15 protein-coding genes are annotated in these 26,516 nt (G+C 45.0%); 8 read left to right on the top strand and 7 right to left on the bottom strand.

Going from position 1 to position 26,516, the window contains the following annotated elements; genetic code table 11:
• Positions 1-157: 157 nt before the first annotated feature.
• Both IE104_RS11565 and IE104_RS11560 read left to right on the top strand, forming a co-directional pair.
• Complete coding sequence (locus IE104_RS11565; RefSeq protein ID WP_189418717.1) at positions 158-1,957, top strand: thiamine pyrophosphate-binding protein; 1,800 nt, start codon at positions 158-160, stop codon at positions 1,955-1,957.
• 135 nt (positions 1,958-2,092) lie between these two features.
• The gene (locus IE104_RS11560; RefSeq protein WP_189418715.1) at positions 2,093-4,609 is read left to right on the top strand and encodes a GGDEF/EAL domain-containing response regulator; all 2,517 of its coding nucleotides are present in this window, start codon (positions 2,093-2,095) and stop codon (positions 4,607-4,609) included.
• A 68-nt stretch (positions 4,610-4,677) separates the two neighbouring features.
• Here IE104_RS11560 and IE104_RS11555 read toward each other — a convergent pair whose 3' ends face one another.
• From IE104_RS11555 to IE104_RS11535, 5 genes are all read right to left on the bottom strand, one after another.
• The gene (locus IE104_RS11555; protein WP_189418713.1) at positions 4,678-5,541 is read right to left on the bottom strand and encodes a citrate synthase family protein; all 864 of its coding nucleotides are present in this window, start codon (positions 5,539-5,541) and stop codon (positions 4,678-4,680) included.
• Positions 5,525-6,355 (bottom strand): citrate synthase family protein, encoded by an 831-nt coding sequence (locus IE104_RS11550; RefSeq protein WP_189418712.1) that lies wholly within the window; start codon positions 6,353-6,355, stop codon positions 5,525-5,527. Before IE104_RS11550 ends, IE104_RS11555 begins: the two co-directional genes overlap by 17 nt.
• 42 nt (positions 6,356-6,397) lie before the next feature.
• Positions 6,398-8,548 (bottom strand): TonB-dependent receptor plug domain-containing protein, encoded by a 2,151-nt coding sequence (locus IE104_RS11545; RefSeq protein WP_189418710.1) that lies wholly within the window; start codon positions 8,546-8,548, stop codon positions 6,398-6,400.
• Between the two features lie 348 nt (positions 8,549-8,896).
• A complete protein-coding gene (locus IE104_RS11540) occupies positions 8,897-11,122 on the bottom strand; it encodes a YfiR/HmsC family protein (protein ID WP_189418708.1) in 2,226 nt (741 codons plus the stop codon).
• Between the two features lie 375 nt (positions 11,123-11,497).
• The gene (locus IE104_RS11535) at positions 11,498-13,498 is read right to left on the bottom strand and encodes an LTA synthase family protein (RefSeq protein WP_229837867.1); all 2,001 of its coding nucleotides are present in this window, start codon (positions 13,496-13,498) and stop codon (positions 11,498-11,500) included.
• Between the two features lie 162 nt (positions 13,499-13,660).
• On the opposite strand from IE104_RS11535, the gene IE104_RS11530 reads away from it, so the two are divergent.
• Entirely contained in the window at positions 13,661-15,832 is a 2,172-nt protein-coding gene (locus IE104_RS11530; protein ID WP_229837865.1) for a lipopolysaccharide kinase InaA family protein, read from the top strand.
• Positions 15,833-15,867: 35 nt separating this feature from the next.
• On the opposite strand, the gene IE104_RS11525 is transcribed toward IE104_RS11530, so the two are convergent.
• Together IE104_RS11525 and IE104_RS11520 are read right to left on the bottom strand one after the other, a co-directional pair.
• Complete coding sequence (locus tag IE104_RS11525) at positions 15,868-17,226, bottom strand: PepSY-associated TM helix domain-containing protein (protein WP_189418701.1); 1,359 nt, start codon at positions 17,224-17,226, stop codon at positions 15,868-15,870.
• On the bottom strand, positions 17,214-19,493 hold the full coding sequence (locus IE104_RS11520; RefSeq protein ID WP_189418699.1) for a TonB-dependent receptor: 2,280 nt from the start codon (positions 19,491-19,493) through the stop codon (positions 17,214-17,216). Before IE104_RS11520 ends, IE104_RS11525 begins: the two co-directional genes overlap by 13 nt.
• Positions 19,494-20,031: 538 nt before the next feature.
• Between IE104_RS11520 and IE104_RS11515 the strand changes: the two genes are divergently transcribed.
• The 5 genes from IE104_RS11515 to IE104_RS11495 all read left to right on the top strand — a co-directional run bounded on the left by IE104_RS11515 (position 20,032) and on the right by IE104_RS11495 (position 26,417).
• Positions 20,032-23,178, top strand: coding sequence for a bifunctional diguanylate cyclase/phosphodiesterase (locus tag IE104_RS11515; RefSeq protein ID WP_189418697.1), 3,147 nt, complete (start codon positions 20,032-20,034; stop codon positions 23,176-23,178).
• 155 nt (positions 23,179-23,333) lie between these two features.
• Entirely contained in the window at positions 23,334-23,876 is a 543-nt protein-coding gene (locus IE104_RS11510; RefSeq protein ID WP_189418696.1) for a lipocalin family protein, read from the top strand.
• Between the two features lie 232 nt (positions 23,877-24,108).
• Entirely contained in the window at positions 24,109-24,645 is a 537-nt protein-coding gene (locus IE104_RS11505; protein ID WP_189418694.1) for a glycine zipper 2TM domain-containing protein, read from the top strand.
• Positions 24,646-24,805: 160 nt separating this feature from the next.
• Positions 24,806-25,753 carry a c-type cytochrome gene (locus IE104_RS11500; protein ID WP_189418693.1) on the top strand — a complete coding sequence of 316 codons (948 nt, stop codon included), beginning with the start codon at positions 24,806-24,808 and terminating at the stop codon, positions 25,751-25,753.
• A gap of 205 nt (positions 25,754-25,958) precedes the next feature.
• Positions 25,959-26,417, top strand: coding sequence for a hypothetical protein (locus tag IE104_RS11495; RefSeq protein WP_189418691.1), 459 nt, complete (start codon positions 25,959-25,961; stop codon positions 26,415-26,417).
• The last annotated feature ends 99 nt before the right edge of the window (positions 26,418-26,516 follow it).

The raw sequence follows: 26,516 nt of genomic DNA, 5'->3' as shown, positions 1-26,516 counted from the left end.
ACCTACCTGACTTAAATCTTCCCCTCATTCGCCCTAGCGACGCCGATTAATTTTTAATCGAAATCTATGGCGCATTTTTCGACCATGTGTTACATTATGTGACACAATTCACATTTAACGGGTGACGGATCACTTCTTTTAGGTAAGGTTCGCAACAATGTTAAACGTCGTTCCCTTTGCAGTTCCGCATAATTCTTCAGATTTGCCCGAAATAACAGAATCCCACCAGGATACTTACGCCGATCTTATCGTGGATTATCTTGCCCAAATGGGTATTGATACTGTATTTGGTGTACCGGGCGGCGCCATTGAACCCCTGTTAAATTCACTTGCACGCAGCGAACGTAGAGGCGGACCACGCTTGGTTGTAGCGCGTCATGAGTGCGGCGCAGCTTTTATGGCTGATGGCTACTACCGCGAAACTGGCAAAATGGGTGTGGTCTGCAGTACCACCGGCCCAGGAGCCACCAACCTTCTCACAGGTGTGGCGTCCGCAGCAGCCGACGAAATCCCCATGCTAGTGATTACCGCCCAAACACCGCTACCAAAATTTGGGAAGCGCGCCTTGCAAGAATCCAGCTGCACCGCGGTGGATACGGTAGGCATATTCCGTTACGTAACCCAATTCAATACCCTGGTTTCACACCACGAGCAGCTGGAAAGCAAACTAGTCTCTGCAATTATGGCAACACACCGTATGCCAAATGGACCTGCGCACATCAGCATTCCTTCAGATATTTTGCGCGCTCCTGCCAACATCAATGCTCATATCCACAGTGACCTATTGGTTCATGACTTCTCCATGTCAGATGAACTATCCATCGCGCGTCTGTGTGAAAAGCTGGCCCGTGTAGACAACATTGTTCTCTACATTGGCAGTGGTGTTGGTAAAGCCAGCAAACAAATTATGGAATTTATTAACCTCACCGGCGCTAACTTCGTTACTAGCCCTACGGGTAAAAGCTGGGTTGATGAAAATCATCCGCAATACTGCGGTGTTTATGGTTTTGCCAGCCATGAAAGCGCTAACGCGCTGCTACAAGACAAAAATGTAGATTTGATTCTCGCCGTAGGCACTGCGTTGGGAGAGCTAGGCACCAGCGGTTGGAAAGGTGATTTACTCAACACCAAGCTGGTTCATATTGACTCTTCCATTGAACACTTTACGCGTTCACCTATGGCCAACTTGCACGTCTTTGGCAACATAGATGTTATTTTTGAGCGCCTGCTCGTGAACGTACGCGATGCACGCAAATGGGGTAAAACGTGGGAAACGCTGCACACTGCACCTATGCAGAATATCAACGGTGGCTATATCACCCTGCGCGATCCCGAAAAATGTTTTTCCAATGAAAGCCCTGTAAAACCCCAGCGCTTGATGAATCACCTTTCACAGAAGTTGCCAGAAGAGACCCGCATTTTTGTTGACGCAGGCAATGGCTGGTCATGGGCAACGCATTACCTCACTCGCGCTAACAACGAAGGACTTTACCGCGTCGCAATGGGTTACGGCTCTATGGCATGGTCGATTGGTGCCGCTATTGGCTCTGCTATCGCCAACCGTGAAGCTCCCACCTTGTGTATTGTGGGCGACGGCTCTTATTTGATGAGCGCGCAGGAAATTACCGTTGCAGCTCAACATCAATTACCCGTTGTATTTATAGTGTTGAACGACGCAGCCATGGGCATGGTGATGCACGGCCAGCGCCTTGGTGGCCAGGAATCTATTGGCTGGGAATTAAATTCCATCAACTACGCTGCGCTGGCGCAAGCTATGGGCGTGGACGGTATAGTGATCGAATCTCCAGCAGAGCTGGACGCGCTGGATCTGGAAAGCCTTTTCTACAAAAGCGGTCCTACCCTTATTGATGTTCGCATCGACCGCAATGAAGTACCGCCCATGGGCGACCGCATTAAAGGGCTCGCCGTCAATGGCTCTGCCACCCCCGGTGGTTAAATCTTGCTGTGAGAATCTTAGCTAAGCCTGGGTCAGGTTTTTTTAAAAGCGACCCGATCCAGACTTTTTTGAGTTCAAGAAATGGCATCCATCTGCTTATTAAGCTAGCATGAGTTCTAAAGTGGAGAGCCATGCGTGTTACAAAATACCAACAAGACGAATTCAGCAGCATCCATCTGCATACTCATTGTTAATAATGACCCCGCAGCCCAGCAAAAAATCAAAGATTGCTTGCTGCCGTCTGGCTATTCCCAATTAACGATTGTTGATAATGCCAAAAAAGCCCTGCGCTACCTTCGCAACCAACCTGCTGACCTTATTATTGCCGATGTTGATATCCCCGATCTCGATGGCTGGCGACTATCGCGCCTGATTCGCTGTGGAATCCTCAACTGCCGTTCAGATCTCCCTATTGTTATAGTCGCCCGCACCTGGTGTGAACGTATTGCTGAAGTAACCGCGCGCGAATATGGTATTAACTATTTGCTGCCGCTAAATCACCTGGACAACCTGCCCGATATCATCCAGCAGCTCGCGCATCAAGCCAGTTACGAACTGCCAAAACCGCGTTTATTAGTAGTTGAAGATTCGCCCGATACTTCTGATTTAATCCAGCGCGTACTCGCCACTAATTTTGATATTGAAGTGGCCGATGACGGTGCGGAAGGCCTGAAAGCCTGGCAAGCAAGGCGTCATGATCTGGTGTTACTGGATGTTGCCTTGCCGACCATGAATGGCCACGACATTCTAATCGAGATTCAGCGTGCGGATCCGAACCAGCCAGTGGTGATTATGACTGCGCATGCGTCCATAGATCATGCGGAGGAATTGATGTTGCTGGGCGCAGTGGATTTCCTGCCCAAACCTTTCCGCGCTGACCAACTACGCAAGGTGTGTGACATTGCCATCCACCGCGAAGATTATCTTGTGAGTAATGCGCAATTTGCCGAGCGGGTAAAAACCCTGGAAGCGCGCGAACACGAATTCCGCAACCTTTACGAAAGCCATCACCAATTGCTGGACGATTTGCAATCAGTCGTCATGGAGCTGGATGAAGATTTAAAAATTTGTTTCCTAAACCGCACTTGGGAAAGTTTGATGGGTTATCCCATTGAAGACTCGGTGGGTCGCTCCATTGAAGATTTCACATCACCCGACGATGCACACCAATTTGCGGTGTTTAAAGAAAAGATCACCTCAGCGATTCACGAGAAAAAAACCAGTACTGAAATCGAACTCTGCCTGCGCGATGTCAATGATCAAAAAATTTGGACGCAATTAAAAATTAGCCGCTCTACGCGTAGCGAACAATTTTCAACACTCACCATTTGTCTGGATAACATTACTGAGCGCCGCAAATCGCAAGAGCAATTAAAATATCTGGCGATGCACGATTCCCTAACCGGTCTTCACAATCGCCATCACTTTGAATCCACGCTAGAACAATTATCCAAAGATGCATGGCGCAGCAAGCGCCAACACGGTTTGGTCTATTTGGATCTCGACCACTTTAAAGTCATTAACGATACTTTCGGCCACCAAAAAGGCGATGAAGTATTGCGCGAAATGTCCACCATGCTTGCCCGTCGCGTACGCAAGCCCGATATTTTATGTCGCCTGGGTGGTGATGAATTTGCGGTGCTCTTGCGCAACGTCACAGCGCAAGGCGCGCAAGATTTTGCGCGCGAAATTCAAAAAACTATTGGTGAGTTCAGCTTTCAATTGCAAGAGCAGCGCATCAATTTAGGTTGCAGTATTGGCGTAACCTTAATTGATGGTAGCGCCCACACCGCTGAAGAACATTTTATGCGCGCCGATATCGCGCTCTATGTTGCCAAGGGTCGCGGTCGCAATTTGATTCACCTTTATGATCCTAAAGATAATGAAAGTGACGAATTACGTTTACGCATTAATATTTCGCAAAAAATTCGCAAAGCTATTTCAGAAGATCGGATGGTGCTTTACTTCCAACCGATTTACGATGTAAATAAAGACAAGATTTCTTACTATGAATCCCTGGTTCGTTTGCGTGAACCAGACGGCACTATTGTCGGCCCTGCAGAGTTTATTCCCGCACTGGAAGCAGCCGGTGAAATGCATTTGCTCGACCGCTGGATTATTAAATTAGCGACGCGTACGCTGAAGGAATATCCTGAACTCAACCACATCGCCATCAATCTTTCTGCACAAGCCTTTAAAGATGAAACCCTCGTTCCGACGATTTTGGAAAGCTTAAAAAATACCGGCGTAAATCCTAACCGCATCACCTTTGAATTAACCGAAAGCGCGAGTTTGTTTAACTTAAATATTACCCAGCGCGTAATTGCTGAATTGCATCGCTTAGGCTGTAGTTTTTCCGTAGATGATTTCGGCTCTGGTTTTAGCAGTTTCGCCTATTTAAAAGATTTGCCAGCAGATTACATTAAGCTCGACGGTTCATTTATTCAAAACCTGCACAAAGACAGCATTGACCAAGCCCTGGTAAAAGCCATGATTCAAGTTATTCAGGCGCTGGGGAAAAAAGCCGTTGCAGAATACGTAGAGAACGAAGAGATTCTGAATATTTTGAAAAAAATGGGAATCGACTTCGTGCAGGGCTATCACATCGGCCACCCCGTACCTGTGGAAAAAATTGCCGCAAAAAAGACGTAGGGGTAGTTAGCTAAGCTAACTACCCAAAATAAAAAAGGCCGCTAGCGGCCTTTTTTATTTGCATCACGTTAATCAGGTACAGCTCGACGTGATGGACCTTGGTAATCAATATCATCGCAGCGTAAAGGTAAAAAAGTATCAGGTGGACGTTTGTAGGTGTCAACATAACAAGCAGTTACACCACTTGCCACCATACCGGCAAACAATTGGTACATCTCCTGTCCGGTAAAACCATAATCAGACAAAAATGCACACACATAGCCGTTGATATTCATACGTTCATCATATTTATCAATCAGCACTTGCTCAATTTTATAAGCAAGCTCCAAATGTTCACCTGCGGTTAAATTTAATTTCCTGCTGACTCTCTCCATGGCTTCTATGCGTTCATCACCTTTGGCAATAGGACGAATGTAACCAACGATATAGGGCTTTCCACGCGTTTTTTCCGCTGCAGCTGCAACAATCTCTTCAGGAGTTACCCCCTCCTTGTATTGTTTAAGTGCGCCCTGAATAAACTTTACGCCTTCCAAACGCGTGCGAGGACCATAAGTGCGTGAATCTGCTGCCATAGCACCAATAGTCGTTGCAGCAATAACCGATGTGCGGGCAGTACCTGCAAGCGCACCAATTTGATTACACCAGATACGCGGATCAGGCCAACTCATACAACCGTAAATTGCCTCAACCCAATCCGCCAAGGGGCGGTCAACCATTTTTCCTGTTGCATTTAAAATGAGTGTTTGAAAATAAGATTTTTCACCCACCAATTCTTCCAGCATGGAATAGCCATGACTAAAAACACCTTTACCTGGAAACCAACCGCCAGTGCCACTGAACACCTTACCTCTGCGCTGATCAAGATAATCAACAACAGCTGCATCGCTATTAGTTGCAACACCATTTTCTAAAACATTATCGTTCAAGGACATAATTATCGTCGCTCACATAAGGCATTGCAGTAATAGGTTTATTAGCTACTTCCATACCATGAGCCACCAAACCCGGCGCCCCCAGTAATTGAAATAATGCACCACCATATTTAGGCTGAAAACCGAGATCAGCAAAAACGGCAGCTGCAATTCCTGTGGTTAACCAACCTATGCCTTTTGGTGCTTGCAGTTGTGCAAATTGATTTCCCCATTTAAGCGCATCGCCTGCAGCATCCATAGTGACCAAATGATTTGCTATAGCCGCCGCGAGTAAATCCACACCACCGTGACGCTTACCAAAGCCGGGCATTAATTGCTCGTCACCAAGTGATAATTCGTTCAGCTCTGCAGGATTTGTTTGTTGGTATTTTCGAAAAAAACGCATCGCATTTTCTATTTCCCCACCACCCAAATACTCACCGCCCAAAACTGCCGATGCGATGGGCAAAATATGCAGGGGATTCGTTTTACCAACACCAACATTCATAGCTGCACGCGTAGCCGGATGACGTGGCCCCGGATTAATCAACGCGATCATCAAGGCTTGCAACAATTGAGCTTGTGCCGGCGAAGGAAGCTCTCCGCGAAACAACAGATAAAACACATCAACAAACGAACGCTTTTCCATAAGCTCAACTAAATCGTAGCCATGGCAAAGCGCAGCTTGCGCGATATACGGATTATCACTGCTGGGTTCTTCTGACCAGATGCGTGTGCTGGCACGCTTGCTGAAAGGTTCGTTGCGGCTTTGAACTTTTATACGTTTGGGCGGAGGGGATTCTAATGATTTATCAGATTGGAATTGCTCTGTCATGGAAAATCTCTTGCGATTGGTGACAACGGGCGCATGCGCCCGTTATTTAAATGAATACTTCAATTCCACCCATCCACTGCGTGATTCCAAAGGATAATCCTTCACAAGCCTACCACTGCTGGGTTCACGCGCATCTGCATCTGCGGCGTTACGAACCGCGAGCGATAAATCCAGGTCCGGCAATAAATCTTTTGCTCTTAATGTAAAATTAATCCAGTTGTAGTCATTAATTTCCGGACGCTTATCAGTCGTTGCACGAGCTCGATCTGCGACACGTTCTATTTGCGTATTGAAGAACCAGTTTTTAGTGAATTCCCAATCAGCATTTAACTTGAGCTGGCGACCAGGTGCATCAGGCACAGTTGCTCCCGTTTTAGCATCCGTAGGATCATCAAACGAATAGCTCGTACCAACACGAAATTGCGGAACAGGTTTCCAGCTAAACTCCAATTCATAACCATGGCCGTCTTGATCCCGCGCGTTTTGCGCCGTTTTGGTAACACCGTTCGCATCAGCCAAAAACTCAATCATGTCTTGTGCTTTATAGCGGAACAAGGTCAGCGTGGTTTGCAAATTGGGATTAAAGCGGTAGTTGAATGACCATTCCAGCGTATTAATAGTTTCTGGATTTAAATCCGGGTTGCCCAGGGAAACCGGGTTGTTCTTAAAATATAATTCGGAAATAGACGGTGCACGGAATGCACTACCATATAAAAGCTTGGTCGTTAGACTCTCATTTAGTGCCCAGACCAACGCCAAGCGAGGATTGGTAGTACCACCAAAATCTGAATATTTATCGTAACGCACACCAGAAGTCAGGGTTAAATCCTGATTTAACTTCCACTCATCCTGCACAGATAAAAAGCTTACTTTACGAGAGCCATCGTTTAAGTAAACGAAGGGTGTCCCTGTCACATCTGTAAGAGTCCCGCTGACGATGGGTTGAGTTCCATTTATTACACCAGGACCAAAATTTTTGGTCTCATTACCATCAAATGATTGTCGACGAGAACCTATAGAGAAGCGGATCCGATGAGATTCGAAACCGTTGTATATGGAGACAAATTCTAACTGGGTATCGTTAGTCGTCTGACCAGGATTGCCTTTCAAGCCGTCTGGAAAAGTCACCAGCCCTGCTGGTTTTGCAAAATTAATGTTGCCGTCGCTGCCAATGGGTACTTTCACGCCATCCGGCAATAAATTGAATTGAGTCGTATGATCGGAATAGAGGTGACTGAGTCGAATACTGTTATCCCAGCTACTATTGCCTGAGCCAAACTGATAAGTCGCATCACCCATGATTAGATGGTTATCATCATAACCATCCATATCCAGCGCTTGTGCAGCACCAGCTCCCACACCGGCGTCCGTGGACAGCCAATTCCACAAATTGACTTGCCAGTGCTCACTGCTCAAAGCCACATGCGTATCCCAAACGTGATAGCGAGTTGAAAGATGACCTGGAGCGAGCGAAGCTTTAGTGTTTAAACTGGCATCAAGACTCGACTGAAAATCAGCCTCCACATGACGACTGGAATCGCCATCCGTTTCCTGATACGACATATCCAGCGCTATACCCAATCCTTGCCAATCAGTTGCCGCTTGTAACGAAGCCTCGCGATAACCAAAGGAACCTGTGCGCACTCCGATTTGGGGAGAGTCTATAGCTGCTGAATCTTTAGTAATAACGTTGATAACGCCCGCATAGGCATCCGCACCGTAAACTGCGGAACCCGGCCCACGCATAACCTCAACACGTGCAATGCTTGATGCCGCCAAGCGGAACATGGTGGGGTGACCGCCCTGCAAAGTGGATTGCACCGGCACACCATTTAATAACAGTAAAACTTGCGAGTTAAACCCTGTATGTATGCCACGAATGGAATAGACCGAGTCAAGTCTGCTAAGAGCGGACAAACCTATATGCAAGCCAGGAACAGTTTCCAGTATTTCATCAAGATTGCGTGCACCCATAGCTTCAATTTCCGAAGCATAAATAACCGAAGCGGTTGCCGGGGCCTTATCCAGGGAGGTGCTATTACCTGTTGCGATTGAAATTTGGACTTGCCCTAATTCAGCAAGCGAGAGGTTGTACACATCGAGAGGAGCGCTAGGCTTATTTTGCGCAAAAGTGTTGGCGGAAATAGCGCAAACAAGTGCAGGCAGTAATGCTCGCGTAAATGGTATTTTCATAGCGGCAATCCTTATATTTAGTAAAACCCCATCCTGAATTTTTACTAAGGTGGCAATTGTTATTGCATCGGTTATTTGCGCATGACCATTGAACAGGTGCTGCATTGAATAAAGTTGTGTTCGACGAGAATTCAAGCCTCGCCGATTTTACGCGAAACGCTTATAAAGATAGCTTACCTTTATACGAAAGCAAACTAATAGATGGCGTTAGCTGTGCTTTTTTTTGTAAAAAAGAAATATCAGTAGGATTTACAGCCTAAAAACATAAATTAATGGTACCAAATGCGTAAAAAAGCATTCAGACATGTGCAAGAGCTATCCATTTAATTGGAATAATCCTGACGACACTTAGCTTTTATTATGTGGTGGAGCCAAACGTTGTACTGCCAACTTTAGGGTCTCACGGCGAATCGGCTTGGTGAGATATTCTTCAGCCTGGCGCTTACTGGTATTTTTGCGATCATCCATAATCGAAATAATAATTACCGGAATATCTTTTAACTCGGCTTCAGCTTTTATTTTTTCAAACAACAACCAACCGTGTTGATCGGGCAACAACAGATCCAGAGTGATAACTTGCGGTTTCACTTTTTGCAGTAATTTAAAGCCCGTCTCCGCATCATAGGCGGTGTGCACAACATAACCTTCGCGGCGCATGGTGCGCGCCATAATATCGAGGAACGCCGGGTCGTCATCAATCATCACAATATGATTACCCGTTGCATCAGGATTTTGTTCCGCCTCTGCAACATCCTGATCACTGCCAACGCCTGACTCGCCAAAACGCGTGTCCGCCTCAATAGGTAACGGAATATCAACAATGAAGGTTGCCCCCGCTCCTAATTGGCTTTGCACTTCAATGGTTCCGCCCATCATTTCGCACAGCTGGCGCGTAATCGAAAGACCCAAACCGCTGCCCTGGAATTTGCGAGTCGTACTGCTATCCGCCTGACGGAAAGGATCAAAAATATGTTGTTGCTGTTCCAGCGACATACCAATACCCGTATCAGCAACGCTAATAAAAATGCGATGACCTTCGTTATAAGCTTTAAGTGTTACCAAACCCTTGGGCGAAAATTTACTGGCGTTGCCCAATAAATTAATCATCATGTGCAATAATTTTTCAGGGTCAGCTACAGGTAAAAGCGAACCATCATCAACATCCGTTTTTAATTGGATGTCATTTTTTTCCAACAAAGGTTTGACGGTGCCAACTGCATCATCCACAAGACTTGAAAGTTTTACTTCAGTTAAATCCAGCTGCATACGACCAGATTCAATTTTGGCTAAATCCAACACACCGTTAATCAGTTTTAACAGGCGCTCGGAATTATTAATAACGCGAGTGAGATCTTTAATATGCACTTGATCATCATTAAGCTTTAAATCTTCAATAACCACTTCTGTATAACCAATAATCGCTTGCAGTGGCGTACGCAATTCGTGACTCATCAGCGACAGGAATTCTCCCTTAGCCTGGCTGGCATCTTCCGCTTTACGTTTCGCAATCGCGAGACGATCTTTAGCGAATTGCAAATCTTGTGCATGCGCTGCAAGACGTTGGTTATCGCGGCGTTTAACGTTATATGCGTACCAGACAGTTAGCACCAAGGCCAAGCCGAGTATTACCAGCCCCCAGGAATACATCAGCGCTTTTTTCTGGATGCCTACAGTTTCATCCAGGCTGGCGATAGCATCTTTTTGCTTTTTAAGCTCAACTTCTTGGGTTTTAATGGTTTTATCTAACTCAGCAACACGCTTTTCCCGCGCATTAATTTCACTAACGATAGTTTTCAATTCTGCCTGCTGAATGTTGAGCTCTTTGGTGCGCTGCTCAACTTCGCTGACTAATGCCAAGCGTTCCTGTTTACCTTTTTCAAGCTGTTCATTTTGGGCGGCAATCAACGCATCACTTTTTTGAATACTTTTGTTCAAATCGGTCATTTGCTTTTCAAGGCGAGAGTTTAAAGCTTCTTGACTTTGAATACTGGCCGTTAAATCTGCCAAGGTTTTTTCGCGTATTTGCATTTGCTTTTGCAAATTAACCAGCGAGGTTTGGCCTTCACGGAACAACTTTGCCACATCAATTTCAGTACCGCCGTTTAAAATTAATTCGGGCAAAGGTTTTAAACCCTGGTTAATAAGATTGGATTTATTAACCTCAAACCGCAATCTTTCATTATTAACAGGCACCAGGTTGATCATAACCAACTGTTTATTGGGAAAATCAAAAGTCACCAACAACACTGGTTTGCCTTCAACGGCGCTGTAAATATCCGTTATCGCCTGGCTATTGGGATTTTCAATATAAATCAGTTGATACTTAGCCAGCGTTTTTACAGCGCTTACCTGTGAAATTGTGATTGGAAGGTTTTTTAATTTTACTTTTTCTGCAAGCATTTCAAGTTCGCTGTAGACCGGCGTTTTTTCACCGCTAAATACAGCTATATCAAATGATGTCATGGCCGCTTCATTGGGCCACTCAATATTTTTAGCGAAGTTGTAAATATAGGAGGCGGTAATTCTTTGTTTATTGACGGATTGATTTTGCGCGAAGCTGTGGGCGCTCAACACAAATAGCGTTGCTAGAAACCAGGACGCGTATCGTCGAGTTCGCAATTGGTTTGCAGATAAACACACTGACGATTGTAGAGTTTCTTTTATACAAAGAAGGTAGCTGTGAATCATGTAACTAGGCCCTATTGACTGCCTTCCCTGACATAGTGTTTGGCATCAAAAGCATCTATTGCCCTTAGCATAACCTTAAAACTCAATTCTTGGTAGCGTAGGGATTGTAAGTGTAGATAGAGCAATATATAGCCAGAACATCAAGAATGATCCTGGCTTGTGAGACATAAACCGGTAAATATTTCCGCCGTTGGACTGGAAGACGAATCTTTTCCAATCGATTAGGTTATTTACCTGGGCAAAAATATTATTAACAGCACATTATTGTGGAATTTTGTAACGCTGCTCACGATACAACAAGGACGGCAATATTACGTGCGCCATAGCTTTATCAACCTGAGCTTGCGCAGGATTTTCTTTCCCCAGCATCAGCTCGCCTTTGGCGGCATCATAATGACCAAGCAGCGGGCTTTTGTTGGGTCTTAAAATTGTCGCCACATCACCTTCAAGCCATGCAAAATAATTATCGAATTGCATCAGTGCACGCCCGGGTGTTTCACTGTCTTTCGCAAAATCGCGACCAATCATTGGATGCTCACTTGTTACGCCCATCAGCGACAACAAAGTAGCACCGAGATCAATTTGGCTGGCCAAGGTGGTAATGCGCTTTGGTTGCACATCTGCACCTAAAATCAAACCAGGAATGTGGAATTTTTTAATAGGCACCAGGTTATCACCATAAACGCGGTTATCGTGGTCAGCAACAATAAGGAAAACCGTATCCTTCCAATAATCCTGCTTTTTAGCTTCGCTGATAAATTTGCCCAAGGCGTAATCCGCATATTTCACTGCATTGTTAACCGTTTGTTTGGTCGTGTCATGCAAATCGATTCGGCCATCCGGAAACTCAAAAGGTTCGTGATTAGATGAGCTAAAAATCAAACTAAAGAATGGCTTGTTCTTGGAATGAAGTTGTTTTAAACGCTCCAATGATTTGTTAAATAGATCTTCATCACTGGCGCCCCAGCTACCCACAAACACCGGGTCTTTAATATCGCCACGATCCACCACTTGCTGAAAGCCATTGCCGGTAAAAAAGCCGCGCATATTGTCGAAATGTGCCTCGCCGCCGTACACAAATTCTGTGTGATAACCTTGCTCGCCCAAGCCCAAAGCCAGCGTGTAAAAATTATGCTGCGCAAGTGAAAGTTTTACTACGCTGCGTGCAGGTGTAGGTGCATAACCGGAGACTACAGCTTCAATCCCACGAACTGAACGTGTTCCTGTTGCGTATAACTGCTCAAACCACCAACCTTCATGTTTTAATTTTTCAAGCTCGGGGGTGACAGGCAATCCGCCTAAAGACTCAACAAAGGTTGCACCCAAACTTTCTTCCAACACAATCACAAGGTTAAGCGGTTTGTCGCGCTGGACTGCTGGCGTTTGGCGATGCAAGGTTGGGAATTCTTTCGAGTTAAATTCGTATCCACTCAACCAGGGAGCCGCTTTAACTTGTTCAAATACTTTTTCGCGCGGAAAAGCGCCATATATTTCCGAAGAATTAGCCTCACGGCGCATGGAAGCCAGCGCATCAAACACTGACCAACCAGAATTTATAATCAAGGAATTCACCAAAGCATCACCGGATAGCGCGAACAGCGCAGGATTGGCCGGGCGATGATCTGTAGTGGAACGTACTTGTAAAAAAACCAAAACAAAAATAAATGGCCAGGTTAACAATAGTTTTTTTGTTGTCCACAATTGCGCATTGGCAGACGCCGTTTTCAGCAAGCTAAAAATTGTGAAGCCCAATAACACGGTAAACCCAACGCCTAATACGAGCGCAAGCCGAAAACCATTCCACAAAGTCGCAAATACTTCCTTTGGATAAGAGAGATATTCAATAAACAAACGATTAGGACGCAAATCAAACTGCATCATAAAAGGCGGAGTAGAAAGCTCCATAAAAATAACAAATACTAAAGCCAGGGTCGCCCAACAAAGATTAAATAACCACCAGGCGCGCGCAGAAATTTTATGTGCAAGAAACGGTGCGAGTAAAACCGCTATGGCGACAAAGTAACCTAATAAAATGAGATCAGCACGCACACCTTGCACGATCATTTCATCAAGAATTCCAGCCGCACTCACTCGATCCCATTGCCAAGCAATCAAACCCAAACGCGAAAGCGACAATACTACCAGCCCGATGATTAACATCTGCAACATGGTTGCGTAAGGCCCTGCCCATCGAGTTAATAACGCCAAGCTAGCAGCAAAACGTGAAAGCCGCTGTTTTATAGCATCGAAAATCTTTATCATTTTTAGTATTTCCTGAAGCGGTTTTATCAAAGAATGTACGCAGGGGACGAACTAGGCTAGTGAGCGATTAATCGTTATAATTCTGGCGATTGTCGTTTTGCCTTTCACAATCAATAAAAATTATACCCCACCTACCTAATTCCAGCATCAAGGGGCCTGAATTTGACGCATCTGACTTCCGATTGTATTAGCATTGGTTCCTATCAGGGAAATATTGCGCCCAAATTCGATAATGACATTCTACGAGCCCAATTAGTTCAGATTGCTGACTTACTTAGTAACCCTGAAGCCGTGCGCCTTTCCAAAGGTGTTGATTATGTAATCAAAGTTCCCCTGCAAACGGCTACCGGCGAAATCATGGTGGCACTCAAGGTGTTCAAACGCCAGAGCTGGTTAAAAGATCGCTTTGACCGTAAACATAAATCCAAAGCAGAACGTTCCTACAATGCTGCGCGCTATTTGGAAGCGAATCAAATAGGTACACCTTCACCTATAGCATGGCTGGATCGCTGGGAAAATAATCGACTGTTGGAAAGTTATTTTTTAAGCCTATTCCAACCAGCCGTTTGTTTTAGAGATGCACTTACGGAGATTTATACTGACTCACGCGATAATGAAAAGCTCATGGAATTATTATTGTTAGTTGCACCAGCAATAAGGCAAATGCATGATGCTAACTTTATGCATGGGGATTTAGGCAACCAGAATATTCTACTTCCAAAAAATACAGACGGCTCTTGGGCGCAACCGCAATTTATTGACTTAAATCGTTGCACTATCGCAACTCGGCCATTAACAGATAAAGAATGCGCATTTGATTTATCTCGCCCTATATTACCGGGCAACTATCTTAGCTTTTTTAAATATATTTATTGCAAAGATCAGATGCCATCTAAAACGCTCGATAAATATGAAAACACTTATCGTGAACGTTTTGCATTCCATCGTAAATCACGCAAGCTTCGCCACCCTATTCGATTTTTAAAAAATCGCCACAAAAAACCGGCGCACTCATACCCGGATTCAAAAGATTATTGGTTGTGGGATGAAAAAACCGCACAACCTATGATTGCGCTTTCTCGAAAAGAAAAAAACCAGCACCGATTCATTATTAATTCGCTAAAAATTGTGGGTAAAACTATTACTGCCTTACCCAGTATTATTGGACATTATTCAGCCGTTAAAAAGCAAAGTTTCAAACAAAAAGTTGTACTTAAGAGTCGCATTGGCGTTGCACTGCATCCGCATGAAAATTATATCGGAAATGAATTAAAGCTGTTGGGCGAGCTCGGCAATCCACCGGTTTTAATTCGTTTTTGTCATCATGAAAATGAAGTTATTTGGGATCAAACTATTGCACTCATTCATAAACTGTACGGACAAGGCATAGAAGTAATGGTTGCCTTATTGCAAGATCGCCAAGCGGTTCTGCAACCAGAACAATGGAATGCATTTTTGAAAAAAATAATTCCTGCAATTGCCAACTACACAAACCATATTGAAATCACCCATGCATTCAATCGCATCAAATGGGGCGTATGGAATTTACAAGAGTGGCAACAACTTGTTGCACCCGCATTTGCATTACAAAAAGAATATCCGCAGATTAAATTAACCGGCCCAGCCTGTATTGATTTTGAATACATGCCAGTGATTGCCGCACTAAAATCTTTACCGCCTGAACAAAAATTCTCTGCGCTTTCACACCTTCTTTATGTAGACAGACGCGGCGCTCCGGAGAATCCGCAAGGGCCATTTGCAACTTTGGAAAAATGTGCACTGCTCAAAGCATTAACATTGGCAACGCCACACTGCGACGATAAAGTTATTATTTCAGAAGTAAATTGGCCCATAGAAAATACCGACATCTGGTCGCCCATTGTTTGTCCTTATGTTACGCCTAAGTGGCAACACAAGCCGTCTGGTGAATCTGAAAATGATTACGCCAATTACATGTTGCGTTACATTGTGATTGCGATTTGTTCAGGTCACGTTGACCAATTATTTTGGTGGCGATTATCTGCCAAGGGTTATGGCTTGGTTGACGACCAAAATCAATTTAAGCCGCGCCTTGCTTATACAGCCTTGCAGTACTTTTTCGTGCGCTTGGGTGATGCGACTTTTATTAAGAAATGGCCGTCGGCAAAAAATACTTATGTAATGGAATTTCATAACGCGACGCAGCAAATTCTTATGCTATGGCGCACCAAAGGTGAATCCACTGACTTACCGAAGTTTGATGCGCAGAAAATCTATGACCGTGATGGCAACCCATTGAAAGCTGCCGTTATTTCCGAAGCCCCCATTTATTTGGTGCGCACATTCCCGACCTAGGTGCCCCATTTGGGGCAGCCAATCAAGAAAAACAATTACAAGCCCAACCAGATCCTCGCTTTAGTCCAGCGAGAAAATAGAATTTTTTCCAATAGAAAAATGACAATCAGGGACGCGCCTAATACCGGCAATAAAATTGCAGCTGCGAAAATAATTATCACAAAGCCCATTCCAATTTTAGCTTCCGGCATCGCAGGTGGCGCACCTAAGGCGCTTTGCGGCGCGCGTTTACGCCACATAATAAAACCGCTAATACTTAGCGCGATTAACCCCATCGCAGTCAGCAAGCCCAATAATTGATTCAACCAACCAAACAATTGGCCTTCATGAGCGGCAACACCAATGCCAACGGCACGATCAATCATGTGGCGTTGCGAAAAATGTTGCTGCCTGGTTAATTCACCTGAGGTTGCACTGAAGTAGGCATCCGCACGTAAAGGTCGGTTTTGTGCATTGGATTTCGCGGACCAATCGGGTGACTTTGCAGAAGGCGGTGAAATTAAAACGGGATACGCCAGTTGCAAATTTTGCGCGCCCGCTACAATTTTGTTTAATGAAGCTGCTTTTGTATTTACTCCATTCATATCTGCTTGATGCTCCGCATGGTCTTCATGTGCGGAATGATCATGGCTGTGCTGATCAGCCGTATTTTTTCGGCCAGCATTCACCCAGTCTTGCTGAACAGCAGATGTTCCCGTAAGTTCGCGCACCTCTTTAAATGCGCTCCCCCACACCAAAGTCCAAGGCAAGCCTGAGAGCAATAAAAACAATACAAAAAACGAAATCCAAATTCCAATTACCGAATGCAAGTCACGCCAAAACAAGCGGCCTTTGAACGAAAGCCGGGGATAAAGTACACCTGCAATGCCTTTTGCGTTTCTCGGCCACCATAAATAAATACCCGTGAGCACCAATACAATTGCCCAGCAGGCTGCCAGCTCAACTAATATCGAGCCCGTTTTACCCAGCAATAGTTCACCATGAATATCATGAACTATGCGAAGAAAACGTTTTTCTTCCTGTTCAACCAATAACACTTGCAAATTATTTGGATGAACATACGCACGAATTTTTTCACCATGTTGATTAAGCAAAATATTGACGGCATCACTCTGTTCACGCGGTAATTCGTATGCCACGAATTTGGAATTAGGCACCGCAGCAATTGCGGCTGCAACTTGCTGCTCCGGTGTGGAACGATCGCCATTTAACGCCAAATTTCTATAAGGTGCGTCGTGAATTGCATCTAGCTGTGGCTTAAACAAATACAGTGAACCCGTAATTGCCAAAATGATTACAAAAGGAATAGCAAAAACGCCGGCATAAAAATGCCAGCGCCATAAGGTTCGATAGAGCTGCTTTGACTTTTTATCAGATGCGCTTACTGCTTCCATTTCAATTCCATCAAGTAGGTTCGCTGATTGAATGGGTGAAACGCCCATGCTTTATCGTTGTTAATATTGTCGACACCAAAACTTAATTCAGTCGACTCATTGGCTTGCCACGAAAGCCGTACATCTGCAATCAGTTGTTCTGAAGCATAGCCGAATGTATCGCCGCGTTGGGTTGCCTCCAAATTATTATTGGGCCGGGAGTTATAACGCACACCGCCTGATAACCGCCATGCATCGGCCAATTGGTAACGCGCCTGACTATTGATTCGCCAATAAGGAATGCGCGGAAATTGTTTTCCTTCAGACTCCACCAAAAGCGGATTTTTCAAAATTTTATCGTCAATGTAGGCAATATTGAAATCCACACTCAAACCTTGTGCTAACCAATCATAAGTTTCTACAATTAATTCAACACCTGTTTGGCGAACTCGATCAATATTCATAAAGGATGTTCGTTTAACACCAGCATCCAAACGCTCAAATGAAAAGATAAAATCATCTACGTCTTGATAAAATACGCTGCCGGTGACTCTCGCCTTGGAAAATTCATGGCGTAAAATAAAATTGGCATCTTGCGATTTTTCAGGACGTAAATTCGGATCAAAACTTTTTGGGTCAAACACCCCCACAGAATCAAATTTTCCCTGGAACAATTCCCCTACGGTAGGGAAACGTGTTGCCGTTGCCAGACTTAATTGCGCTAACCATTTTTCTGCAAAGTTCCATTGCGATGACAGCGATAGATTGGTATCGGTTTCTTTACGTGAATCGTAATAATTGGGCGCTACTGCAGTGGCTTGGTTAATACTGCCATCAAACGCTTTCCATTGTTCAAGACGCACACCTGCGGTCACACTTATATGATCGCGCACATGAATTTCATCTTCGACAAAAAATCCCGATAAACTCGATTTCCCCGCAGGCTCAATGGAAAATTTTTGATTCGCCGCTTCACGCCATGCGCTGGTGCTGTAACTAATACTATCGGTTTCGTAGCGATTTGAACTCAACCCCAGGGTAATTTCATGGATGCCAAATTCGCGCGTGGCTTTTGCATCTAAAGTCCACCAACCTGATGGATCAACCTCGGTAAAGGTGCCTGCGCCATTGTTAATGCCATTGGTATATCCGTTAGAGGTAAATGTCTCTGCTTTAGCAAACCAGAAATGCGAAAGATTTGCGGAAACATTCCAACTGGCAAGCTCACCTTTTGCACTCAAACCTGCAAGAATTTCTGTACGCTCAGTGAACGATAAATTTAATGCGCTTGTATCCCAATATTTTCCATTGATGTTAACGGTACCACTGTAAATCGCATTGTCATTTGCATCACGTAAATAACTGGTAGGATTTGTAGTGTCTGAATCAGTTGTCCAATACACCAAGAGTGCTTGCAAATTCCAATTGTCAAAATCTAAATCGCCGCGTAAACGTAACTGATCTTGCCTATTATCATCTGAAGATGCTGCTGCAAAAATCGGGGTTTGCGTTATCAAATTTTTATCGTTAACTGCACCTGTCACCGCAACGCCCGTTGTTTTTTTGGAAGCCGTTAATTGGCTCCAACTCATGGGCTGACCTTTGTTTTCAAAATGGCGATAACTACCGCGCACAGATAAAGGGCCATCATCCTGCTTTAATGCGAAACCACCTTCAAAACTGTAACCTTTATAGGTTTCATCTGTACCGTACTGTTGGTAAGGCTGGGAGAAACCTTGTAGCGAAAGAAAAGCTTCATTTTTTTCTGGCGCCCGTGTCGTAATAGACACAACGCCGCCCATAGAATTTCCCGCGTAGCGCGCAGAATAAGGGCCGTAAACTATATCGAATTGTTGCACTTCGCCAGGGCCAACAATGCCCCACTTGGGAGGAAAACCAAATGAATTGCCTAAATAGTTTGAAACGACAAATCCATCAACTAATACTAATGAACGTGCGGATTGTGTTGAGTGTGTGCCGCGAAAACCGGGCACGGCATTAGCATCGCCAATGTAGCGTTTGCGCACAAAAAAGTTAGGCGCGTATTTCATTAAATCTTCTACATTTGCCGCATTAGTCGCCGCAAATTGTTCTTCACCCAATGAGACAGCCAACCCACGGGGCTCCAGGGTAATTGGCGCCTCTTTTTGGCCAACTACAATCATTTCTTCAATTGTAGAATTTATTGCTAGTTGTAAAAGTGGTTCGTCAGCAAGCGCGGATGACAGCGTAAAAAGTGAAAAGCTTATTAAGCCCAATTGCTTAAAGTAAATAGACGTTAACTGCATATCGATTCCATTTGCAAACTCCCAACTACTTTAATTATTTTGAGCAGTTGAGGGAATGTGACAAATTGTCGCAGGAGATGCGGATTACCTGCGACAAGCTTGGATTTTCGCCCAACGAATAAAAAAATAAAGGCTTACGCCGGCAAAACCCCGGTTTGATTACGAGCTTTGAGTGGACAAGGAAACTAGCAGAGGTGATGGAGCAATTAGGCTATAAGGTCTCTCGATTGGATTTTCCACAATTTAGCGGCCAAAGACCCCACTATTTGCGAATTCGATCTGTCATTGATACTCCAGTTTTATTAGCCGCAACCTAGGTCATCAGAAATCTATATTAAAAGTGGAAATAGCCGCCGGTTTAAGCTTACGCCCTGTGAATATAGCGACTAAGTCTACATACAGACACATTATTGCCAGCCAAATAGTTTAGTATTTCGACAGTGTATTATTAGAATGCTATATTTTTTAAATCAAAGGGCGCTTGGTGGCATGACGACGATGCAAGAAAACCATGAGCTGGCTAATGGTATAGGAAGCTATGAAGTCCGATATTCCTGCAGATTTTATTGAGCTTTACCGACGAGCCAAAGCACACATCGATAGTCAAATGGATTTTGACGACAGCATTACAGATCCGGCCGAATTAAAACTCCAGCGCGAAATCAAAATTTACCAAACAGCGTTGAAATTACAGCGTGACGAATTGCGTACACGCGAAATTGATTTGTATTTACAAAATCGCCTAATCGAAACATCTCAAGCTATTACTCACGTTGGCAGTGTTGAAATGGATGTCGCCACGCGCACCTTGCGTTGGAGCGCAGAAACCTACCGCATTCACGACACCACACCGGAAGAGTTCAACCCCAGCCTGCAAGACAATCTTGAATATTACACACCGGAATCCCGCCCGATTATTGCCGCAGCACTTAAAGCGGCGTTGGAGGAGGGAAAAGTATTTGATCTGGAAGTAGAAAAGTACACTCTCAAAGGCCGAAAAATAGCCATTCGCACTACCTGCATACCAACTTACGAAAACGGCAAAATCGTTAAATTCATGGGTATCTATCAAGATATTACTGAACGTAAGCTCAAAGAAAAGCTCATTCAAGAAAAGGAAAACCTGCTTTCAGAATCCCAACGGATTGCCCATATCGGCAGCTGGAGTTGGGATCTAATCAATCATTCGGTGATTTGGTCAGATGAAACCTATGGCATATACGGCCTAAATCCCAAACATTTCACACCCACCCGAAAGGCTTTTTTCAGTGTTATCCACCCGGAGGATCGCCCTGCTATCACCCAATGGTGGAATCAATGCCTTACTGGTGAGGCAGCGACTGAGCTGGAGTTTCGCATAGTTCGCCCCGATGGCAACGTGCGCTTTATCAATGGGCGCGGCAATCTTGAGCGCGATAAAAACGGCCACCCCCATCGCATGATGGGTACGGTGCAGGACATTACCGAGCGCAAACAAACTGAGCTCTACCAACAGCATCAAAGCCGAATTTTAGGGATGATGGCAGAGAAAATACCCCTCGATGTATTACTCGGAACCATGGCCCGGGATATTGAATACATAAACCCGAGCATGCGCTGTACGATTCTGTTACTGGATGAATATGGCCAGCACCTGAACCATTGTGCAGCACCGAGCATGCCCGACGCCTTCATCAAGACAATCGACGGTGAAACTATAGGCCTGGGGCGCGGCTCCTGTGGCACTGCCGCTTTCACAGGCGAACGAGTGATTGTCGAAAATATCAGCACCCATCCGTGGTGGTCGAGCTACAAAGAGGTTGCACTGGAAGCTGGGCTGGAGGCCTGCTGGTCACAGCCGATTTTGTCGTCTGGAGGCAAGGTTTTAGGGACCTTCGCTATTTATCATCACCGCCCGTGTGAACCTTCACCAGTCGATATTCGGTTAATCGAAACCGAAGCGCGACTAGCGGCACTTGCCATTGAAAAAAGTAAAGATCGAACCAGTTTGGAGTTGGCTGCCAGCGTGTTTGTGCACGCGCGTGAGGGCATCATGATCACGGATGCCCAGGCTAAAATCGTTGATGTTAACGAAACCTTTAGCCAGATCACCGGCTACACCCGCGCGGAAGTCATCGGCCAAAATCCACGCATTTTGCAATCAGGACGCCACTCCCCTGACTTTTACAAACAACTGTGGAGTGATCTGGCGCAAAACGGTTTTTGGTCAGGAGAAATTTGGAACAAGCGAAAGAACGGTGAAATATTTGCAGAAATGCAAACTATTAGCACAGTTACAGACAGCACCGGAAAACCTGCAAATTACGTTAGCCTCTTTACCGATATCACACCCATAAAAGAGCACCAGCAACAACTGGAATATATTGCGCATTACGATGCCCTGACGCGATTACCCAACCGGGTTTTACTGGGCGATCGCCTCAAGCAAGCTATAGCACATTCCCATCGCGTGCAGAGTTCGCTGGCCGTGCTTTACATTGATCTCGATGGCTTCAAAAGCATTAACGACAACCATGGCCACGATGTGGGCGACCAACTACTGGTAACCGTTGCCGCACGTTGGAGTGACGCTTTGCGCGAAGGCGATACTCTGGCGCGTATTGGCGGCGATGAATTTATCGTCATTTTGGTTGACCTGGAACACAACCGGGATTACGAACTCATATTGCAGCGTTTGCTTGCAGCTGCCGCCGAACCCATTGTGGTGAACAAAGATCCCCTTCGTGTTTCTGCCAGCATCGGCGTTACCATTTACCCGCAAGATGGTGCAGACGCAGATCAGTTAATGCGGCATGCTGACCAAGCTATGTATTTAGCTAAACAAGCCGGGAAAAATTGTTTTCATTTGTTTGATGTTGCAAAAGATGTAGCCGTTAAAACCCATCGCGAAAGTCTCGACCATATTCGCCAAGGGCTCGAGAAACGCGAATTCGTGCTGCATTACCAACCCAAGGTTAATATGAGAAGCGGCAAAGTCATCGGGCTTGAAGCGTTGATTCGCTGGCAGCATCCCGAACGCGGGTTGCTTCCACCTTCCACATTCCTGCCAATCATCGAAGAGCATAGCTTTAGCATTGATCTGGGTGATTGGGTTATCAATCAAGCGCTCTTTCAAATGAGCGAGTGGCGGAGCCAGGGGCTGAACTTACCAGTGAGTGTAAACGTGGGCGCATTCCAACTGCAGAAAGGTCATTTTGTTGACCGCTTGCGGCAACAGCTCGCTGCCCATTCAGATGTACCGCCCGAAAACCTGGAATTGGAAATACTGGAAACCAGTGCGCTTGAGGACATTACAGATATTGCTGATCTCATGCAGCAATGTCGTCAGCTGGGTGTGCATTTTGCGGTTGATGATTTTGGCACTGGCTACTCGTCATTAACCTATTTAAAACGATTGCCCGCCGAGCTTCTTAAAATCGACCAAAGTTTTGTACGGGATATGCTCGACGACCCCGATGACCTGGCCATTGTTAAAGGCGTTATCGGCTTGGCGAAAGCTTTCCACCGCCAAGTAATCGCCGAGGGTGTCGAAACCGTAGCTCACGGACACTTACTGCTCGCGCACGACTGCGAACTCGCCCAGGGTTACGGTATTGCTCGCCCCATGCCCGCCAGCGCAATTCCTGAATGGGTTGCAAATTGGCAACCAGATGCCGCTTGGACAAACAATCCTCCGCCAAATTAAGTTGTTAATCCGCAAAAACTCTCGTCCAAAATCGGCAAACAAAACACGAGCCAACCGCCAGCGTCCCTCCTCTCAATACGTACGATAACCAACAGATTTAACCATTCCTAGCGCGCATCATAATTTCAATCTCTCGTTTTGATTGAGGCATTGGTATGAAAAAGTTAAGGCTTATTTCAGTACTCATATTTTCTGTTGCTGCATTGTCGCTTGCAGGCTGCTTGGGTAAACCTGACAAGGTTGTGCCTATTACTAACTTTCAGGCAGAGAAATATTTAGGCACCTGGTATGAAATTGCACGCCTGGATTACTACCATGAAAAAGGTTTGAACCAGGTCACAGCAACCTACAGTTTGCGCGATGATGGAGGAATTAAAGTCCTGAATCGTGGCTATCTTTCTGCAAAAGGAAAATGGCGTGAGTCAGAAGGTAAAGCTTATTTTGTAGAGGACAAAAATACTGGCTATTTAAAAGTGTCTTTTTGGGGACCATTTTACAGCTCTTACATTATTTTTGATCTGGATGAGCAATATCAATACGCTTTGGTAACAAGCTCTAGCAAATCCAACCTCTGGTTACTTGCAAGAACACCTACCATTTCTGGCGAAGTTAAAGCTAGCATGCTGGCAAAGGCTGCGGCCTTGGGTTTTGATACCAATAAACTCATCTATGTAGAACAAACCGAAAAAAATCCCTAGTGTCGTAAAGCTACTCCTCTTCACTCAATACAACATTTTGTCGCATCTGTTCGCAAGCGAACCGATGCAGCTAGAGCATTTCTTTATTCTCAAATTAACAAAATCTACCGCCCACCCAAAATGCAAAGCGGTTCTCAGTTTTCCTTTTGTATTTCACTATTAAGGTTTTGTTAAGAAAAAAAGGCGTTAGATTAAGGCGTAAATAGTTTTTTGAGACAGAGGAGAAAATTTTATGAACAGATCAATGTTGATTGGTACTGTATTAGGTATAGGCATAGCGACAACAGGCGGAGCAATTGCAGGTTATAAAATTCTTAAAGAACCTGATCACGCCGATGTTATAAAAACTGTGCCCATCACCAAAAAAGTAAAAATCCCCCATGAAGAATGCCACGATAAAACCGTTGTGCACCAACGACCTGTAAAAGATCAAAATCGCGTTGCAGGTAAGGCCATCGGCGCAGTGTTGGGTGGGGTGCTGGGGAACCAGGTTGGCGGTGGCGATGGAAAAAAAGTCGCTACAGTTGCGGGTGCTGTCGCAGGTGGTTATGCGGGTGATCGCGTGCAAAACAATATGCAAAAAAGCGATACCTACACCACCGTGGAAAACGTGTGTTCAACAACTTATGAAACACGTGAAGACATCACTGGTTACGACGTAACCTTCCGCTTGAAAGATAAAGAGTCTGTAGTGAGAATGTCTTTTGATCCGGGCCAAAAAATTCCCGTGAAAGATGGTCAACTGGTATTGAACGCCCAAAACCAATAACCGCTTGGATTAGCGCAGGGAATGCGTAAAGTTCTATTAATACCAACCCACGTACAGCATTATCTGCCTATGATATACGCGCCCTCAAACTCCATTGAGGGCGTTTTGTTTTAAGGGATAAAAATCCAAACCCATGTAACGCCACAAGAATAAGAACATCATGAAACAATTAACGTTTTTGTTATACAGTTTATTATATTGCGATGTCGCGCTCGCCATCGAAACGCCGCCCCAATGGGCCTACGCGCAAAACCCTCCCAACTCAATTGTGCAACCCAATGACAACAGCATACGCCATGTTCCAAACAGCGACCTTAGCTATACGTTCGCACAAGTAAAAGATTTATTTTTTGCCCCTGATTGGCACCCGCAAGATCACGCACCCTTACCTGACGTGGTTGCGCAGGGACGCAAACCCGATGTTTATGCTTGCGGATTTTGCCACAGAGCCGATGGGCCTGGCGGACCTGAAAATGCATCTCTCGCCGGCTTGCCCAAAAATTATATTGTGCAGCAGATGGCAGACTTTAAAAGCGGTGCACGCAAAAGTTCAGTACCGGATCGAGCACCAGTTACGAATATGTTAATAGTTGCGAAGGCCATAAGTGATGCCGATATTGAAGCTGCTGCAGTTTATTTTTCGTCATTAAAACCGCGCAAAAATATTAGGGTCATTGAAACCAACCAAGTACCAAAAACCTTTGAACGCGGTTGGCATTTGGCAAAAACCGATACGGGGGAAACTGAACCCATAGGCAAACGCATTATTGAAGTGCCTGATGTGCTAGATGATTTTATCAGTCGCGATTCGCGCACTACCTTCACGGCCTACGTACCCAAAGGCAGCATTAAAAAAGGCCGCAAGCTTGTGCAAAACAATAACCAAAATCTGTCTTGCACCAGTTGTCACGGGAAGGAGTTACGCGGTGACAATAATATTCCGGCACTCGCCGGGCGCTCACCCAGTTACATCACTCGCCAAATCTACGATTTTAAATTGGGCCTGCGTAAAAATTCGGCCCGCCAAGCTATGCAGTTAGCAGTACAAAATTTAAATGCTGACGATATTATTGCTATTGCTTCTTACAGTGCATCCCTGGATCCATGAATCATTGAACCCTTGAATAAACAACACATTCAAATTTACCTCCGGCTTAAGTCGTTTGTGTTGAGCATCACACTTTTGTACAAAGGCACTCTTTTCGAATGGCGTTCAGATTCGCTTCATAAATAAATTGCTAATCTAAACTTGCTTCTCCTGTATTGGGCTTGCTACATCAATCGATGCAGCAAAAATAATCGAGAAAACCATCATGAAAAAATATCTGATTTCTTTCGCTGTAGCGGCAACCTTTATTTCTTCTTCATCTTTTGCTGCATTAAATAGTTACTTACAAATTAAAGGCAGTAAAGGTTCATCACAAATTGTTAGCTGCCCTAACGGTGCCTGCACAGTTCCCAGCCTGGTTGCAGATACCTACACAGTTGCTGTTGTTGATGCCCAAGGGAAAAGTACCGCTGTAGACGGAAAATATGAATGCAGTATTGTTTCTCCGCGAGATTCCGCATCTGGATTGGCAACAGGCAAGCGCATGCACAAGCCTTTCTATTTCTCCAAAGAAGTCAGTGTTTCCTCAGTAAGTGTCGCACAAGATGAAACCAACCTTTCAATCACTTGCACCGATAGCAACACAGCAAAACCTGCACCTGTTACAACTGAAGCAAGTGCAGCAAAAACGGCAACTTATGATTTAAAAGCGGCTAAAAAATAATTGGAACATTCAAACATCAGGACAGATTGCAAAGAACACTTCGGTTTTATTTGTAATGCCTGATTGATTGCTAAAGACCCAAATAAAAAGGCAGCCTTA

The sequence above is a fragment of the Cellvibrio zantedeschiae genome, from assembly GCF_014652535.1.
Lineage (GTDB): Bacteria > Pseudomonadota > Gammaproteobacteria > Pseudomonadales > Cellvibrionaceae > Cellvibrio > Cellvibrio zantedeschiae.
Note: the sequence above shows the minus strand (reverse complement) of the source record. Positions and strands in the feature narration are given on the sequence as shown.